The sequence below is a fragment of the Ectopseudomonas toyotomiensis genome, assembly GCF_900115695.1.
Taxonomy (GTDB): domain Bacteria; phylum Pseudomonadota; class Gammaproteobacteria; order Pseudomonadales; family Pseudomonadaceae; genus Aquipseudomonas; species Aquipseudomonas toyotomiensis.
Genome location: NZ_FOXK01000005.1, coordinates 230,608 through 246,077, shown reverse-complemented (window position 1 = coordinate 246,077; position 15,470 = coordinate 230,608). Strand labels below are relative to the sequence as shown.

The following is a 15,470-nucleotide window of genomic DNA, read 5'->3' as shown; positions in this document are numbered from 1 at the left end:
ACCGTTGCGAACTGTAGGGTGCGCCGTGCGCACCGAGTCGATCAGCGTTGCTTGTCCAGCTTGCGCAGAAACACGGTCATTTCCTTCTCGGCCTGCTTGTCGCCCTTGGCCTGTGCCGCGGCAATGCCCTGCTGCCAGGCCTGCCGCGCGCCGTCGTGGTCTCCCTCGGCCTGCAGCGCCTTGCCCAGCAGCTTCCAGGCCGCTGAATAGGTGGGGTCGAACTCTACGCAGCGTTGCAGGTGCTCGGCCGCCTGGGTGGCGTTACCACCATCCAGATGGGCCTTGCCCAGGCCGAAGCGCAGCAGGGCGTTGTCCATGCCCTTGGCCAGCATCTTTTCCAGTGCCTCGGTGCTCATCTCGGCTCCCAGTCTGCTGCGCGTCGGCACTGCTGCGTTAAAAACAGGCTCGGACTGCTCATGTACTGCTCGTACACTCCGCGTCCTCGCCTGTTTTTGCCTTGCATTGCTCTAGCTCGCGAGACTTTGAAATCGTTAGAAGAGGGTCAGTCGTAGCCCGGATGAAATCCGGGACTCAGAAAAACGTCAACCCGGCCTGGAACAGGCGCTCGACGTCGCGGATGTACTTCTTGTCGACCAGGAACAGGATCACGTGGTCGCCGGACTCGATCACCGTGTCGTCGTGGGCGATCAGCACCTGTTCGTCGCGGATGATGGCGCCGATGGTGGTGCTGGGTGGCAGGGCGATGTCTTCGATGGCGCGGCCGATCACCTTGCTCGATTTGGCATCGCCATGGGCGATCACCTCCAGCGCCTCGGCTGCGCCGCGGCGCAGGCTATGCACGCTTTCGATATCGCCGCGGCGCACGTGGGTCAGCAGGGTGCCGATGGTGGCCAGCTGCGGGCTGATGGCGATGTCGATCTCGCCGCCCTGCACCAGGTCGACATAGGCCGGGTTGTTGATGATGGTCATCACCTTGCGCGCACCCAGGCGCTTGGCCAGCAGCGACGACATGATGTTGGCCTCGTCGTCGTTGGTCAGGGCGAGGAAGATGTCGGCATCGTTGATGTTCTCTTCCACCAGCAGGTCGCGATCCGAGGCACTGCCCTGCAGTACGATGGTGCTGTCGAGGTTCTCCGACAGGTAGCGGCAGCGCGCCGGGTTCATCTCGATGATCTTCACTTGGTAGCGGCTTTCGATGGCCTCGGCCAGGCGTTCGCCGATATTGCCGCCGCCAGCGATCACCACGCGCTTGTAGCTGTCCTCGAGGCGGCGCATCTCGCTCATCACTGCGCGGATGTGGGCCTTGGCGGCGATGAAGAACACCTCGTCATCGGCCTCAATCACGGTGTCGCCCTTGGGCATGATCGGCCGGTTGCGGCGGAAGATCGCCGCGACGCGCGTGTCGACGTTGGGCATGTGCTGGCGCAACTGGCGCAGTTGCTGGCCCACCAGCGGGCCGCCGTAGTAGGCCTTGACCGCCACCAGCTGCGCCTTGCCTTCGGCGAAGTCGATCACCTGCAGGGCGCCAGGGTATTCGATCAGGCGCTTGATGTAGTTGGTCACCACCTGCTCGGGGCTGATCAGCACGTCGACCGGAATCGCTTCGTTGTCGAACAGCGCCTCACGGGTCAGGTAGGCCGCCTCGCGTACCCGGGCGATCTTGGTCGGCGTGTGGAACAGGGTGTAGGCCACCTGACAGGCCATCATGTTGACTTCGTCGCTGTTGGTCACCGCCACCAGCATGTCGGCATCGTCAGCGCCGGCCTGGCGCAGCACGGTGGGGAAGGAGCCCTTGCCCTGAACGGTGCGGATGTCCAGGCGGTCGCCAAGGTCGCGCAGGCGATCACCATCGGTGTCGACCACGGTGATGTCGTTGGCCTCGCTGGCCAGGTGTTCGGCCAGGGTGCCGCCCACTTGGCCGGCGCCGAGAATGATGATTTTCACTGATCGCTCCGTTAGCTGTGGCTGGTCACAGCGGTCTTTATCAGCTTGGCATAGTAAAAGCCGTCGTGGCCGTCCAGCTGTGGCAGCAACTGGCGACCGTGGACGGGCTGCAGGCCGAAGTCGCCCTCGATGGCTATTTCTCGGGCATCGGGGGTGCGGGCGAGGAAGGCAGCGATGGTTTCGCTGTTTTCCGTCGGCAGCACCGAGCAGGTGGCGTAGAGCAGGATGCCGCCAGGCGCGAGGGTCGGCCACAGGGCATCGAGCAGTTCGCCCTGCAACTGCGCCAGGGCGGGAATGTCCTCGGGTTTGCGCGTCAGTTTGATATCCGGATGACGGCGGATCACCCCGGTGGCCGAGCAGGGGGCGTCGAGCAGGATGCGCTGGAACGGCGTGCCATCCCACCAGACCTTGGTTGCACGGCCGTCGGCAGCGATCAGGCGCGCCTCCAGACCGAGGCGCTCGAGGTTCTCGCGTACGCGCGCCAGGCGCTTGGCTTCCAGATCCACGGCGACCACTTCGCCCAGGCCCGGCTCGACTTCCAGCAGGTGACAGGTCTTGCCGCCCGGCGCGGCGCAGGCATCCAGCACGCGTTGGCCTGGTGCCAGCTCCATTAAGTCAGCGGCCAGTTGCGCGGCTTCGTCCTGCACGCTGACGCGGCCGTCCCTGAAACCGGGTAGTGCGGCCACATCGCAGGGCTGCAGCAGGCGCACGCCGTCGCGACTGAAGGTGCAGGGTTTGGCTTCGATGCCAGCGCTGCGCAGCTCAATGAGATAGGCATCGCGTGAACCGTGGCGGCGATTGACCCGCAGGATCAGCGGCGGGTGCGCGTTGTTGGCGGCGCAGATGGCTTGCCAGTGTTCCGGCCAATGCGCCTTGAGTGCCTTCTGCAGCCAACGTGGGTGCGCGCTGTGCAGCACCGGGTCGCGATCGAGTTCAGCGTACAACGCCTCGTGCTCGCGCTGGGCACGGCGCAACACGGCATTGAGCAAGCCCTTGGCCCAGGGTTTCTTCAGCGCGCCGGCGCAGCCGACCGTCTCGCCGATGGCGGCGTGCTCGGGGATGCGACTGTGCAGCAACTGATAGAGACCGATCAGCAGCAGCGCTTCCACATCCTTGTCGGCGGTCTTGAAGGGCTTTTCCAGCAGCTTGTCGGCCAGCAGTTGCAGGCGTGGCTGCCAGCGCGCGGCGCCGAAGGCCAGGTCCTGCGCCAGGGCGCGGTCGTGGTGTTCGACCTTGTCCAGCTGCGGCGGCAGGCTGCTGCCCAGCGAGGCCTTGCCGGACAGCACTACGGTCAGGGCGCGGGCCGCGGCCAGGCGTGGGTTCATTGACCGAGCACCAGGCCGGGCGCGAACTGCTCGCGGCGGCTGTTGTACAGATCGCTGAAGGCCAGCGGCTTGCCGCCGGGCAATTGCAGGCGAGTCAGGCGCAGTGCGCCCTCGCCGCAGGCCACGGTCAGGCCGTGCTTGTCGGCGGCGAGGATGGTGCCTGGGGTGCCCTTGCCCTCACTGATCTCGGCCGCATGCACTTTCAATGCATCGCCGTTCAGCGTGGTGTGGCAGATCGGCCAGGGATGGAAGGCGCGTACCAGGCGCTCCAGCTCGACGGCCGGGCGGCTGAAGTCCAGAAGTGCTTCGTCCTTGTTCAGCTTGTGCGCGTAGTTGGCCAGGGCATCGTCCTGCACTTCGCTTTTCAGCGTGCCGGCGGCCAGACCATCGATGGCTTGCAGTACGGCCTGTGGGCCGAGCTGGGCAAGGTGGTCGTGCAGGCTGCCGCCCGTGTCAGTGGCGCTGATCGGGGTGTTCACCTTGAGCAGCATCGGCCCGGTGTCCAGGCCGGCCTCCATCTGCATCACGGTCACGCCACTCTCGGCGTCGCCGGCCTGCACCGCGCGCTGGATCGGCGCGGCGCCGCGCCAGCGCGGCAGCAAGGAGGCGTGGCTGTTGATGCAGCCCAGACGCGGGGTGTCGAGCACCACCTGCGGCAGGATCAGGCCATAGGCAACCACCACCATCAGGTCCGGCTGCAGTGCGGCCAGCTCGGCCTGGGCCTCTTCGTTGCGCAGGCTGGCCGGTTGGTAGACCGGGATGCCATGTTCGACGGCGAGTTGCTTGACCGGGCTCGGCATCAGCTTCTGACCACGGCCGGCCGGGCGATCCGGCTGGGTGTAGACGGCGATGATCTGGTGCGGGCTGGCCAGCAGGGCCTTGAGGTGCTCGGCGGCGAATTCCGGGGTGCCGGCAAAGACGATACGCATAGGGCAGTTACCAAAGAAAAAGGCTTGCCATGGCAAGCCTTTCGGGTAAACGGAGGTCAAGCGCGTTGGCGATGCTGTTTTTCCAGCTTCTTCTTGATGCGGTCGCGCTTGAGGTTGGACAGGTAATCCACAAACAGCTTGCCGTTGAGGTGATCGCACTCGTGCTGGATGCACACGGCGAGCAGGCCTTCGGCAATCAGCTCATAGGGCTGGCCATCGCGATCCAGCGCCTTGATCTTGACCTTCTGCGGGCGGTCGACGTTTTCGTAGAAGCCAGGCACCGACAGGCAGCCTTCCTGGTACTGGTCCATCTCATCGGTCAAAGGCTCGAACTCGGGGTTGATGAATACCCGCGGCTCGGACTTGTCCTCGGACAGGTCCATGACCACCACGCGCTTGTGCACGTTGACCTGCGTCGCCGCCAGGCCGATACCAGGAGCGTCATACATGGTCTCGAACATGTCGTCGACCAGCTGACGGATGGAGTCATCCACAACGTCCACCGGTTTGGCGATGGTACGCAGGCGTGGATCAGGAAATTCAAGGATATTCAGGATCGCCATATGCGTTTGTGATGCACTTGTGGAATAAAGTCAAAATCCGCTGCTAAGATGATGAACAGCATTGAAAAACGGCTTCACGCCGCGTATTCAGCGGGTTTGGCACGCGGCGCTAGGGCGCTTCACGTGAAGGCACATAATAAAGGGATTCACCGTATGAGGAAATCACTACTCGCCCTGCTCTTCGCAGCTGGCGGACTGGCCCTGACCAGCTTGGCTCAGGCCGAAGTGCAACTCAAGGACGGTCACCCGGACCGCTACACAGTGGTCAAGGGCGATACCCTCTGGGACATTTCCGGCAAGTTCCTGCGCCAGCCGTGGAAATGGCCGGAGATCTGGCACGCCAACCCACAGGTCGCCAACCCGCACCTGATCTACCCCGGTGATACCCTCAATCTGGTCTACGTTGACGGTCAGCCGCGCCTGATGCTCAACCGCGGCGAGTCGCGCGGCACCATCAAACTGTCGCCGCAGGTGCGCAGCACGCCGATGGCCGAGGCGATTCCGACCATCCCGCTGGAGGCGATCAACAGCTTCCTGCTGAGCAACCGCATCGTCGATACGCCGGAAGAGTTCAACGGCAAGCCTTATATCGTTGCCGGCAACGCCGAGCGCGTGGTCAGCGGTGCTGGTGATCGTGTCTATGCGCGGGGTGCGTTCGACGAACAGAATCCGATCTACGGCATCTTCCGTCAGGGCAAGACCTACGTGGACCCTGAGACTCAGGAATTCCTCGGTATCAACGCCGATGACGTCGGCTCTGGCGAGATCGTGGCCGAAGAAGGGGATGTCGGTACGCTGCTGCTCAAACGCTCGACTCAGGAAGTGCGCCTGGGCGACCGTCTGTTCCCCACGGAGGAGCGTGCGATCAACTCCACCTTTATGCCCAGCGAGCCGATCACCGACATCGACGGCCTGATCCTCGACGTGCCGCGTGGCGTCAGCCAGATCGGTCAGTTCGACGTTGTCACCCTGAACAAGGGGCTGCGTGACGGCCTGGAAATCGGCAACGTGCTGGCGGTGTTCAAGACCGGCGAGACCGTACGTGACCGTGTTACCGGCGAAAACGTGAAAATTCCGGACGAGCGATCCGGCTTGCTGATGGTGTTCCGCACCTATGACAAGCTCAGCTACGGCCTGGTATTGCAGGCCAGCCGCCAACTGGCGGTGATGGACAAGGTCCGCAACCCGTAATACCCGACGAGCCCCGCACTAGCGGGGCTCGTGCTTTCTGGCCGCCAGGATGGCGGTGCAACTGCTCAGGGAAGAATCGTCATGCCTGCATCCTCCTCGCTTTCCCCCGCCGTTTCTCCTGCCGAGCTCGAAGCCCGCTTGCGTCTGCATCTATTGCCGGAGCTGGGGCCACGGCGCTTTCGCAAACTCCTGAGCGCTTTCGATAGCGCCTCGGCTGCGCTCAGTGCGCCGGCCACTGCCTGGCGTGCGTTGGGCTTGCCGGCTGCCTGCGCCGAGCCCCGGCGCAGTGCGCAGATCCGCGAGCGAGCGGCGGCTGCCCTGCACTGGCTGGATAAGCCTGGTCAGCATGTGCTGATGTGGGACGATCCAGCCTATCCGGCTCTGCTCGGCGAGCTGACGGATGCGCCGCCGTTGTTGTTCGTGGCGGGCGATCCGGATGTGCTGGAGGCGCCGCAACTGGCCATGGTCGGTAGTCGGCGCGCCTCGCGGCCCGGCCTGGATAACGCACGAGCCTTTGCCCGCAGCCTGGCGGGCGGTGGTTTTGTCATCACCAGTGGTCTGGCGTTGGGGATCGATGGTGCTGCGCATCAGGGGGCGCTGGACGGCGGCGGCAAAACGGTCGCCGTGCTGGGCACTGGCTTGCAGTGCCTGTACCCGCGGCGTCATGTGGGGCTGGCGGCGCAGATCATCGAGCAAGGTGGCGCGCTGGTGTCAGAGTTGCCGCTGGACTGTCCGCCGCAGGCGAGTAATTTCCCGCGGCGCAACAGGATCATCAGCGGGTTGTCGCTGGGTGTACTGGTGGTCGAGGCCAGCCCTTCCAGCGGCTCGCTGATCACCGCGCGCCTGGCCGCCGAACAGGGGCGCGAGGTCTACGCCATTCCTGGCTCGATCCATCATCCTGGCGCGCGAGGCTGCCATCAACTGATCCGAGATGGCGCCACCCTGGTGGAAAGCATCGAACATATCCTCGAAGCCCTGCGTGGCTGGCAGGCACCGGCCGTCCAGCCCACATCGGCGCCGCTCGCTAGTGTCGAGCATCCATTGCTGGCCTTGCTGCATGCCGCGCCGCACAGCACCGAGGCGCTGGTGCAGGCTAGCGGCTGGCCGTTGTCACAGGTATTGGCAGCGTTGACCGAGCTGGAACTCGATGGCCTGGTGTGTAGCGAGGCCGGGCGTTGGCTGGCGCGCAGTCGATAACAGTCCGTTAAGGCCCGTGGCAGGCAACGATTGGCTTGGATAGACTGCCGCCCATTGATTCCGCGGGAGACAGTCGATGGCCAGCAACTGGCAGATACAGCAAACGGCGCGAGTGGTGCGTGAGGGGGGCGTGATCGCCTATCCGACCGAGGCAGTCTGGGGCCTGGGCTGTGATCCCTGGAACGAAGCGGCGGTGGATCGCCTGCTGGCGCTCAAGGAGCGGCCGATGCACAAGGGACTGATCGTGGTGGCCGACGACATCGAACAGTTCGACTTCCTGCTCGATGATCTGCCAGAGATCTGGCAGGAGCGCCTGGCTGGCAGCTGGCCAGGCCCGAATACCTGGCTGGTGCCGCATCAGAATCGCCTGCCCGAGTGGGTCACAGGCCAGCACGATACCGTTGCCCTGCGCGTCAGTGATCATCCGCTGGTGCGTGCGCTATGTCGCTACACCGGGCCGCTGATCTCCACCTCGGCCAATCCGGCGGGGCGCCCTTCGGCGCGTTCGCGCCTGCGCGTCGAGCAGTACTTCCCGGGCGAACTGGACAAGGTCCTTGGTGGCGCGCTGGGCGGGCGCAAGAATCCCAGCCTGATTCGAGATCTGCGCACGGGCGATGTGATTCGGCCGTCCTAGAAGAGCGGCTCAAGCTGCAAGTCATTGCCGTAGGGTGCGCCATCTCGGCTATGCACCGTCACTCAGATCTGCTTGCAGCGTCGTAGCTCGGATTGCAACTGGGCTACGGGTTTGTGCCGCTGCATGGGGTGATTCATCTTTCGTAGGGTGCGCCGCGCGCACCGGCTTTCGCCACACCCTGTCCGAAAGAATCGCGACACCATCAATATCTATCAGTCCTCACGGCAGCAGGATGGTCGAACCGGTGGTTTGCCGTGAGCTCAGCGCATCCTGTGCAGCAGCGGCGTCCTTCAGCGCATAGCGGTTGCTGATTTCCACCAGCAGCTTGCCGCTGGCGATCATGCCGAATAGCTCGTCTGCCATGGCCTGCAGGCGCTGCGCGCTGGTGGCGTAACCGGCCAGGGTCGGGCGGGTGACGTACAGCGAGCCCTTCTGCGCGAGGATGCCCAGGTTGACCCCGGTGACCGCGCCGGAGGCATTGCCGAAGCTGACCAGCAGGCCGCGCGGTGCCACGCAGTCCAGCGAGGTTTCCCAGGTGTCCTTGCCAACGCCGTCGTAGACCACCGGGCACTTGCCGCCGTCGGTCAGCTCCAGCACCCGCTGCACGACGTTTTCATGGCTGTAGTCGATGGTCGCCCAGGCACCCTGTTCCTTGGCCCGCGCCGCCTTTTCCGCCGAGCTGACGGTGCCGATCAGCTTCACGCCCAGCGCCTTGGCCCACTGGCAGGCGAAGGAGCCAACGCCGCCGGCCGCAGCGTGGAACAGGATGGTCTCACCGCCTTTGAGTTCATAGGTCTGGCGCAACAGGTACTGCACAGTCAGACCCTTGAGCATTACCGCAGCGGCCTGCTCGAAGCTGATGTTGTCCGGCAGTTTCACCAACTTGTCGGCGGGCAGCACGTGCAGTTCGCTGTAGGCGCCGAGCGGGCCGGTGGCGTAGGCGACGCGGTCACCGACTTTGATGCCTTCGACCTCGCTGCCAATCGCTTCGACCACCCCGGCACCTTCGGTGCCCAGGCTCGAAGGCAGCGCGGGCGGCTGGTACAGGCCGCTGCGGAAGTAGGTGTCGATGAAGTTCAGGCCGATGGCCCGGTTGGCCACGCGCACCTCGCGCGGGCCAGGTGCTGCCGGCTGGTAGTCACGGTACTGCAGCACGTCACTGCCGCCGTGCTGGCTGAACTCGATACGCTTGGCCATCTCGGATTCCTTGTCTGATCGGCGCCGCTGCAAGCGGCGAAAGAGCCTATCCAATCGTCCCGATTGACCGACGTCAACTGCGGATGTGCCTGGGTGAATGCTATGCTGCCCGCCGATTTCGACCTGCTCCCTGTTCAAGGTGCCGCCGTGACTGACCGTACCGAGGCCGTGAAGGCCTACCTGCTCGACCTGCAAGATCGCATCTGCTCCGCCCTGCAAGCCGAAGACGGCCAGGCCGTGTTCGCCGAGGACGCCTGGCAGCGTCCGGCCGGTGGTGGCGGTCGCACGCGGGTGATCGAGAACGGCGCGCTGATCGAGAAAGGCGGGGTGAATTTCTCCCACGTGTTCGGCGACAGCCTGCCGCCGTCGGCCAGCGCCCATCGTCCCGAGCTGGCTGGACGGGGCTTCCAGGCTCTCGGCGTGTCGCTGGTGATTCACCCGGAAAACCCCTACGTGCCGACCTCGCACGCCAACGTGCGCTTCTTCAGCGCCGAGAAGGAAGGCGAGGAGCCGGTGTGGTGGTTCGGCGGCGGTTTCGACCTGACGCCCTACTACGCCAATGAAGAAGACTGCGTGCACTGGCACCAGGTCGCACATGACGCCTGTGCGCCGTTCGGCGCCGAGGTCTATCCCAAGTTCAAGGCCTGGTGCGACCGCTACTTCCACCTCAAGCATCGCGGCGAGCCGCGCGGCATCGGCGGGCTGTTCTTCGATGACCTCAACGAATGGGATTTCGACACCAGCTTCGCTTTCATGCGCGCCATCGGCGATGCCTATATCCAGGCCTACCTGCCCATCGTCCAGCGCCGCAAGCTCACCCCCTTCGGTGAGCGCGAGCGCGAATTCCAGGCCTTCCGCCGTGGCCGTTACGTGGAGTTCAATCTGGTGTTCGACCGCGGCACTCTGTTCGGCCTGCAGTCGGGTGGGCGTACCGAGTCGATCCTCATGTCGCTGCCGCCGCACGTACGCTGGGGTTACGACTGGAAGCCGCAGCCCGGCAGCGAGGAAGCTCGGCTGACCGAGTATTTCCTGACTGATCGTGATTGGCTGGCGCAGGCCTAGCTTCCATTCTCTCTATGTAGGAGCTGCGCCCCGCAGCGAATGACGGCGGCGTGTGCTACCGAGGCAAAGCGAAGGCTTCGCCCCGAGGCGGGGCTCCTACAGGACGGCGTCAGTTTCGTAGATTTCTACCGTTACAGGACTTTCCATGGACCGCTACTGCGTCTTCGGCAACCCCATCGGCCACAGCAAATCGCCGCTGATCCACCGCCTGTTCGCCGAGCAGACCGGTCAGGCGCTGACCTATGATGCGCGCCTGGCACCGCTGGACGATTTCACTGGCGATGCCCGCGCCTTCTTCGCCGAAGGCCTGGGCGGCAACGTCACCGTGCCGTTCAAGGAAGAGGCCTTTCGCCTGGCCGACGAACTCACCGAGCGCTCCCGTCGCGCCGGCGCGGTAAATACCCTGAAGAAGCTGGCCGACGGCCGCCTGCTTGGCGACAACACTGACGGTGCCGGCCTGACCCGTGATCTGCAGGACAACGCTGGCTTCAGCCTGGCCGGCAAGCGCATCCTCGTGCTGGGTGCCGGCGGTGCCGTGCGCGGTGTGCTCGAACCCTTCCTGGCGCAGAAGCCGGCGGTGCTGGTGATTGCCAACCGCACCGTGGCCAAGGCCGAACAACTGGTGCGTGAATTTGCCGACCTCGGCCCGCTGGTCGCCGCTGGCTTCGACTGGATCGATGCACCGGTGGACCTGATCGTCAACGGTACTTCCGCCAGCCTCGGTGGTGAGCTGCCGCCGATTGCGCCGAGCCTGATCCTGCCTGGTCATACTGTCTGCTACGACATGATGTACGGCCGTGAGGCGACCGCCTTCAACCGCTGGGCTGCCGAACAGGGCGCGGCGCGCTGCCTGGACGGCCTGGGCATGCTGGTCGAGCAGGCGGCCGAGGCGTTCGAGCTATGGCGTGGCGTGCGTCCTGATACGGCGCCGGTGCTGGCTGAGCTGCGCCGTCAACTGGCGGGCTGAGCGGGCATGGACGAGCAAGCGCTGCCGAGGATCAGGGGCTATCACGCCCATGTTTACTTTGACGCCAGCACCCTCGATCAGGCCCGTGCGCTGTGCGAAGAAGCCGCGCGGCTTTTCCCTCTGAAGATGGGACGGATGCACGAGCGCCCAGTCGGGCCACACCCGGATTGGAGCTGTCAGTTGGCCTTTCGTCCTGAGCTGTTCGGTGAGCTGGTGCCCTGGCTGATGCAACATCGCAATGGCCTTAACGTGCTGGTGCACCCGATCACTGACAACGAGCTGCGCGACCACCGCGACTGGCCGCTATGGCTCGGTCAGGTGCGCCCGCTGGATCTGAGCACGCTCGCAGACGAATGAGGGTTAGGACGAGCGGTCTCACTCAGTCTTCGAACAGTACCGGGCAGCGCTCGGCGCCTTCGAGCTTGAGGATTTCCTCCACCACTGGCGGCCGTGCCTGACGCAGCACCAGACTGCGCTTCAGCGCCTGCAGGCGGCGCGCCTCCTGGTGCAGCATCTCCACGCCGGCATAGTCGATGAAGTTGATGTGCCGCGCGTCGATCACCAGGCGTTGCCCGCGGCTGCGTTGCAGCAACTGCTGGATGTACTGGCAGGCGCCGAAGAAGATCGAACCCTCGATGCGCAGCACCTCGTCGTCGCCGTCCTGCCACAGGCGCACGCGCGGCTGCGAGGTACGCTTGAGGTAGAAGAACAACGAGGCCAGCACGCCGGCGTAGATCGCCGTCTGCAGCTCCAGCACCAGGGTGGCGGCGAAGGTCAGCAGCATCACCATGAACTCGGAGCGACTGACCCGACGCAGCGCACGGATCGCCGGCAGATCCACCAGGCCCCAGCAGATCAGCAGGATGCCGGCCGCCATCACCGGCAGCGGGATATGCGTCAGTAGCGCTGCGCCGAACACCGCGAACAGCGCCACCAGCAGCGCCGAGAACACCCCGGCCAATGGCGTACGCGCGCCAGCCTGCAGGTTCAGCGCCGAGCGGGTGAATGAACCGGCCGACAGCGAGGCGGAGAACCAAGGCCCGAGCATGTTCGACAGGCCCTGCGCGCGTACCTCCTGGTTGGCGTCGAGGAACTGGTGCGATTTCACCGCCAGCGCACGGGCGATGGACAGGCTGGTGACCAGCCCGAGCATGCCGCAGGCCACCGCTGCCGGCAGCAGGCGCAGCACGTCGTCGAGGTCGAAGCTCAGCATAGTCAGCGGTGGCAGGCCGCCGGCGAATGGTGCGACTAGGGCAATGTCAGCGGTGAAGCGCGCAGGCAGCAACCAGGCCAGCAGGCTGCCACAGACCAGGCCGATCAGCAGTGCAGGTGCCTTTGGCCAGAGCCTGCGCACGGCCACGCTGAGCAGCAGGGTGAAGGCCGCCAGGGCCAGACTCGGCCAGTGCGCTTCGGGCAGGTGCTGGCCGATCTGCAGCAGGCTGGTCAGGGCCGTGGGTTGGCTGGCGACCTCCACGCCGAGCAGATTGGGCATCTGCCCGATGGCGATCACCAGCGCCGCGCCAAGAGTGAAGCCGAGCACCACCGACTGCGAGACGAAGTTCACCAGGGCGCCGAAGCGCAGCATACCTAGCAGCCACTGGAACAGCCCGGCGAGAAAGGTCAGCAGCAGGATCAGGGCAATGAATTCGTCGCTGTCGATGCGCGCCATGGGGCTGACGCTGGTGAACAGGACGATGGAGATCGCGGCGGTCGGCCCGCAGATCAGGTGCCAGGACGAGCCCCACAGGCAGGCGATGATCACCGGTACGATGGCGGCGTACAGGCCGTATTCGGCGGGCAGGCCGGCAATCAGCGCGTAGGCCAGCGATTGCGGCAGGGCCAGGATGGCGCCGGTCAGGCCCACCAGCAGGTCGTTGCCGAGGGTCTTGCGGCTGGTGCCAGGCAACCAGCGGAGAAACGGCAGCAGGGTCTGTCGGTCGGGTAGGCGCATGATTTGGGTCGAGGGTGGGCCGCAGGCGACTCCACCCTACTCACTTGCGGCGGTTAATTCAAAGCCGCGCCTTCACCGCAGCCAGCCCGTCGCCACCGTCGCGGGTGCTGACGCCCTGCAGCCAGCCATCGAGTACCTGCGGGTTGGCCTGGAGCCAGGCCTTGATCGCGGCGTCGTTGCTGGCCTGCTTGCTCAGCACCTGGTCCATGATGTTGTTCTCCATCTCCTGGGTGAACGTCAGGTTGCTCAGCAGCTTGCCGACGTTGGGGCACTGCGCGGCGTAGCCCTTGCGCGCCAGGGTGTTGACCTGGCCGCTGTTGCCGAAATACTTCTCGCCGCCTTTCAGGTACTTCATGTCGTACTGCACGTTCATTGGGTGTGGCGTCCAGCCGAGGAACACCACGAACTGATCGCGCTTCACCGCGCGACCGACCTGCACCAGCATCGCCTGTTCGCTGGACTCCACCAGCGTCCAGTCGCCCAGGCCGAATTCGTCGGCGGCGATCATCTGCCTGATCGACTCGTTGGCGGGTGAGCCGGACGCGATGCCGTAGAGCTTCTTGCCGAACTTGTCGGCGTGCTTGTCCAGATCGGCGAAGGTCTTCACCCCGGCCTCATAGGCATAGGTCGGTACCGCCAAGGTGTACTCGGTGCCTTCGAGGTTCTGCGCCAGCTTGTCCACCTCGCCGCTGGCGACGAACTTGTCGTAGTTGCTCTGCTGCGCCGGCATCCAGTTGCCGAGGAAGACGTCGACCTGGCCCTTCTGTAGGCCGGCGAAGATGATCGGCACGGCCAGGGTCTGGGTTTGCGCCTTGTAGCCCAGGCCGTCGAGCAGGAAGCTGGCGATGCCGTTGGTCACGGCGATGTCGCTCCAGCCCGGATCACCCAGCTTGACCGTGGCACAGGCGGCGTCCTCGGCCCAGACGTTGCCGGCGCTGGTGAGCGCTGCCGCGAGTAACAGCACACTGAATCGGTTCATGGCGTCTCTCCTTTTTTCTTCTGGTTTGGGGGCGGCAGTGGGAAAAGGTTCATACCTGGGGAAAACGAGCGCGGCGTTCCAGGTCGTCGAGATCTACATGGTTGCGCATGTATTGCTGGCTGGCGTCGACCCAGGGCTGGTGATCCCAACTGGTCAGCTTGCCCTGGCTCAGCGCCTCGGCCACCAATCGGCGGCGGCGTTGGCTGGCCAGGGTGGCGGCGTGGATGGCCGGGATATCCCAGCGTTCGCGGGCCTCGGCCAGGAAGCCGGCGAGGATGCCCTTGTGCTCGCTGCAGTCGGCCAGGTTGTGAAGCTCCTGCGGGTCGCTGTCGAGGTTGAACAGCAGCAGCGGATCCTGCTCGGAGTAGACGAATTTCCATGGGCCGCGACGAATCATCATCAGCGGGCTGACGGTGCCCTCGGCCATGTATTCGCCGAGCACTTCGTCATGCCCGCCCTCACCCTTGAGGTGCGGCAGCAGTGAGTGACCTTCCAGCTCCAGGCCCTGCTCGATCTGGCCGCCGGCCAGTTCCACCAGGGTAGGCAGCAGATCGAGGGTGGAGACCGACTGGCTGATCCGGTGCGCGACGAAGCGCTTGGGCGCGTGCACCAGCAACGGCACGCGGGCGGACATCTCGAACCAGTGCATCTTGTACCAGAGGCCGCGCTCGCCAAGCATGTCGCCGTGGTCGCCGGAGAAGACGATCAAGGTGTCCTCGGCCAGGCCGCATTCCTCGAGGGTTTTGAGCAGCTTGCCGATATTGTCGTCGATGTAGCTGCAGGCGCCGAAGTAGGCGCGGCGGGCGTCGCGGATCTTGTCCTCGGGCAGTGGCTTGTCCCACAGGTCGATGACCTTGAGCAGACGCTGCGAGTGCGGGTCCTGCTCGCTCTGCTCGATGTGCTGGCGCGGCAGGGGAACGTCCACGCCCTCGTAGCGATCCCAGTATTCGCGGGGGATGGTGTAGGGGTCGTGCGGGTGGGTCATCGACACGGTCAGGCAGAACGGCTGCTCCGGGGTCATGCGCACATGGTCGTAGAGGTACTGGCGGGCCTTGAACACCACCTCCTCGTCGAAATCCAACTGGTTGCTGCGCACGCAGGGGCCGGCCTGCAGCACCGAGGACATGTTGTGGTACCAGCTGGCGCGTACGTCCGGCTCGTCCCAGTTCACTGCCCAGCCATAGTCGGCCGGATAGATGTCGCTGGTCAGGCGTTCTTCGTAGCCGTGCAGCTGGTCCGGGCCGCAGAAGTGCATTTTGCCCGACAGCGCAGTGCGGTAGCCGAGGCGGCGCAGGTAATGGGCATAGGTCGGTACGTCGGCGGGGAAATCGGCGGCGTTGTCGTAGGCGCCGATCTTCGATGGCAGCCTGCCGCTGACCAGAGTGAAGCGTGACGGCGCGCAGAGCGGGCTGTTGCAGTAGGCCGAGTCGAACACCACGGCCTGCTCGGCCAGCTTCATCAGGTTGGGCATCTGCACCGGCGAGGCGGCGTCGTGCAGCGGCAGGATCGGCGCGGCCATCTGGTCGGCCATGATGAAGAGGATGTTCGGGCGCTTCATGGTGGCGGCTAT

The 15,470-nt window shown here is 65.0% G+C and carries 15 protein-coding genes; 6 read left to right on the top strand and 9 right to left on the bottom strand.

The genetic code is table 11. From position 1 onward, the window contains the following. Positions 1-41: 41 nt before the first annotated feature. The 5 genes from BM186_RS12135 to def form a co-directional block, all read right to left on the bottom strand. Positions 42-356, bottom strand: a complete 315-nt coding sequence (locus BM186_RS12135; protein WP_072425118.1) for a tetratricopeptide repeat protein — start codon at positions 354-356, stop codon at positions 42-44. A gap of 175 nt (positions 357-531) precedes the next feature. Next, complete coding sequence (gene trkA / locus BM186_RS12130; RefSeq protein ID WP_017676312.1) at positions 532-1,905, bottom strand: Trk system potassium transporter TrkA; 1,374 nt, start codon at positions 1,903-1,905, stop codon at positions 532-534. 11 nt (positions 1,906-1,916) lie between these two features. Continuing rightward, the gene (gene rsmB / locus BM186_RS12125; protein ID WP_074915524.1) at positions 1,917-3,230 is read right to left on the bottom strand and encodes a 16S rRNA (cytosine(967)-C(5))-methyltransferase RsmB; all 1,314 of its coding nucleotides are present in this window, start codon (positions 3,228-3,230) and stop codon (positions 1,917-1,919) included. Further along, a complete protein-coding gene (gene fmt / locus BM186_RS12120) occupies positions 3,227-4,159 on the bottom strand; it encodes a methionyl-tRNA formyltransferase (protein WP_072425116.1) in 933 nt (310 codons plus the stop codon). Before fmt ends, rsmB begins: the two co-directional genes overlap by 4 nt. 56 nt (positions 4,160-4,215) lie before the next feature. Next, positions 4,216-4,722, bottom strand: coding sequence for a peptide deformylase (def, locus tag BM186_RS12115; RefSeq protein ID WP_004422862.1), 507 nt, complete (start codon positions 4,720-4,722; stop codon positions 4,216-4,218). A gap of 153 nt (positions 4,723-4,875) precedes the next feature. Here def and BM186_RS12110 point away from each other — a divergent pair, with 153 nt between their 5' ends. From BM186_RS12110 to BM186_RS12100, 3 genes are all read left to right on the top strand, one after another. After that, a complete protein-coding gene (locus BM186_RS12110) occupies positions 4,876-5,913 on the top strand; it encodes a LysM peptidoglycan-binding domain-containing protein (protein WP_072425115.1) in 1,038 nt (345 codons plus the stop codon). 81 nt (positions 5,914-5,994) lie between these two features. After that, on the top strand, positions 5,995-7,110 hold the full coding sequence (gene dprA / locus BM186_RS12105) for a DNA-processing protein DprA (protein WP_072425114.1): 1,116 nt from the start codon (positions 5,995-5,997) through the stop codon (positions 7,108-7,110). Positions 7,111-7,186: 76 nt separating this feature from the next. After that, positions 7,187-7,744, top strand: coding sequence for an L-threonylcarbamoyladenylate synthase type 1 TsaC (locus BM186_RS12100; RefSeq protein ID WP_072425113.1), 558 nt, complete (start codon positions 7,187-7,189; stop codon positions 7,742-7,744). Between the two features lie 219 nt (positions 7,745-7,963). Here BM186_RS12100 and BM186_RS12095 read toward each other — a convergent pair whose 3' ends face one another. Beyond that, positions 7,964-8,941 (bottom strand): NADPH:quinone reductase, encoded by a 978-nt coding sequence (locus BM186_RS12095; protein ID WP_072425112.1) that lies wholly within the window; start codon positions 8,939-8,941, stop codon positions 7,964-7,966. 147 nt (positions 8,942-9,088) lie between these two features. Between BM186_RS12095 and hemF the strand changes: the two genes are divergently transcribed. The 3 genes from hemF to BM186_RS12080 all read left to right on the top strand — a co-directional run bounded on the left by hemF (position 9,089) and on the right by BM186_RS12080 (position 11,327). Further along, a complete protein-coding gene (hemF, locus tag BM186_RS12090; RefSeq protein WP_072425299.1) occupies positions 9,089-10,003 on the top strand; it encodes an oxygen-dependent coproporphyrinogen oxidase in 915 nt (304 codons plus the stop codon). Between the two features lie 145 nt (positions 10,004-10,148). Next, positions 10,149-10,970 carry a shikimate dehydrogenase gene (gene aroE, locus BM186_RS12085; protein ID WP_074915522.1) on the top strand — a complete coding sequence of 274 codons (822 nt, stop codon included), beginning with the start codon at positions 10,149-10,151 and terminating at the stop codon, positions 10,968-10,970. A 6-nt stretch (positions 10,971-10,976) separates the two neighbouring features. Next, positions 10,977-11,327: a DOPA 4,5-dioxygenase family protein gene (locus tag BM186_RS12080; RefSeq protein ID WP_064493673.1), complete on the top strand. Its 351-nt coding sequence runs from the start codon at positions 10,977-10,979 to the stop codon at positions 11,325-11,327. A 22-nt stretch (positions 11,328-11,349) separates the two neighbouring features. Here BM186_RS12080 and BM186_RS12075 read toward each other — a convergent pair whose 3' ends face one another. Genes BM186_RS12075 through betC form a run of 3 tightly spaced genes read right to left on the bottom strand, consistent with a single transcriptional unit; the run spans position 11,350 to position 15,458 of the window. After that, the gene (locus BM186_RS12075; RefSeq protein WP_072425110.1) at positions 11,350-12,921 is read right to left on the bottom strand and encodes a SulP family inorganic anion transporter; all 1,572 of its coding nucleotides are present in this window, start codon (positions 12,919-12,921) and stop codon (positions 11,350-11,352) included. 58 nt (positions 12,922-12,979) lie between these two features. Then, the gene (gene choX / locus BM186_RS12070; RefSeq protein ID WP_074915520.1) at positions 12,980-13,900 is read right to left on the bottom strand and encodes a choline ABC transporter substrate-binding protein; all 921 of its coding nucleotides are present in this window, start codon (positions 13,898-13,900) and stop codon (positions 12,980-12,982) included. A 49-nt stretch (positions 13,901-13,949) separates the two neighbouring features. After that, a complete protein-coding gene (betC, locus tag BM186_RS12065; RefSeq protein WP_074915518.1) occupies positions 13,950-15,458 on the bottom strand; it encodes a choline-sulfatase in 1,509 nt (502 codons plus the stop codon). Positions 15,459-15,470 lie beyond the last annotated feature (12 nt).

Excerpts from the sequence above, each read along its gene's own strand:
- BM186_RS12095 (WP_072425112.1), bottom strand. The coding sequence starts at position 8,941 with ATGGCCAAGCGTATCGAGTTCAGCCAGCACGGCGGCAGTGACGTGCTG.
- BM186_RS12110 (WP_072425115.1), top strand. The coding sequence starts at position 4,876 with ATGAGGAAATCACTACTCGCCCTGCTCTTCGCAGCTGGCGGACTGGCC.
- dprA (WP_072425114.1), top strand. The coding sequence starts at position 5,995 with ATGCCTGCATCCTCCTCGCTTTCCCCCGCCGTTTCTCCTGCCGAGCTC.
- aroE (WP_074915522.1), top strand. The coding sequence starts at position 10,149 with ATGGACCGCTACTGCGTCTTCGGCAACCCCATCGGCCACAGCAAATCG.
- BM186_RS12080 (WP_064493673.1), top strand. The coding sequence starts at position 10,977 with ATGGACGAGCAAGCGCTGCCGAGGATCAGGGGCTATCACGCCCATGTT.
- rsmB (WP_074915524.1), bottom strand. The coding sequence starts at position 3,230 with ATGAACCCACGCCTGGCCGCGGCCCGCGCCCTGACCGTAGTGCTGTCC.
- fmt (WP_072425116.1), bottom strand. The coding sequence starts at position 4,159 with ATGCGTATCGTCTTTGCCGGCACCCCGGAATTCGCCGCCGAGCACCTC.
- BM186_RS12100 (WP_072425113.1), top strand. The coding sequence starts at position 7,187 with ATGGCCAGCAACTGGCAGATACAGCAAACGGCGCGAGTGGTGCGTGAG.
- BM186_RS12135 (WP_072425118.1), bottom strand. The coding sequence starts at position 356 with ATGAGCACCGAGGCACTGGAAAAGATGCTGGCCAAGGGCATGGACAAC.
- choX (WP_074915520.1), bottom strand. The coding sequence starts at position 13,900 with ATGAACCGATTCAGTGTGCTGTTACTCGCGGCAGCGCTCACCAGCGCC.
- BM186_RS12075 (WP_072425110.1), bottom strand. The coding sequence starts at position 12,921 with ATGCGCCTACCCGACCGACAGACCCTGCTGCCGTTTCTCCGCTGGTTG.
- betC (WP_074915518.1), bottom strand. The coding sequence starts at position 15,458 with ATGAAGCGCCCGAACATCCTCTTCATCATGGCCGACCAGATGGCCGCG.
- def (WP_004422862.1), bottom strand. The coding sequence starts at position 4,722 with ATGGCGATCCTGAATATCCTTGAATTTCCTGATCCACGCCTGCGTACC.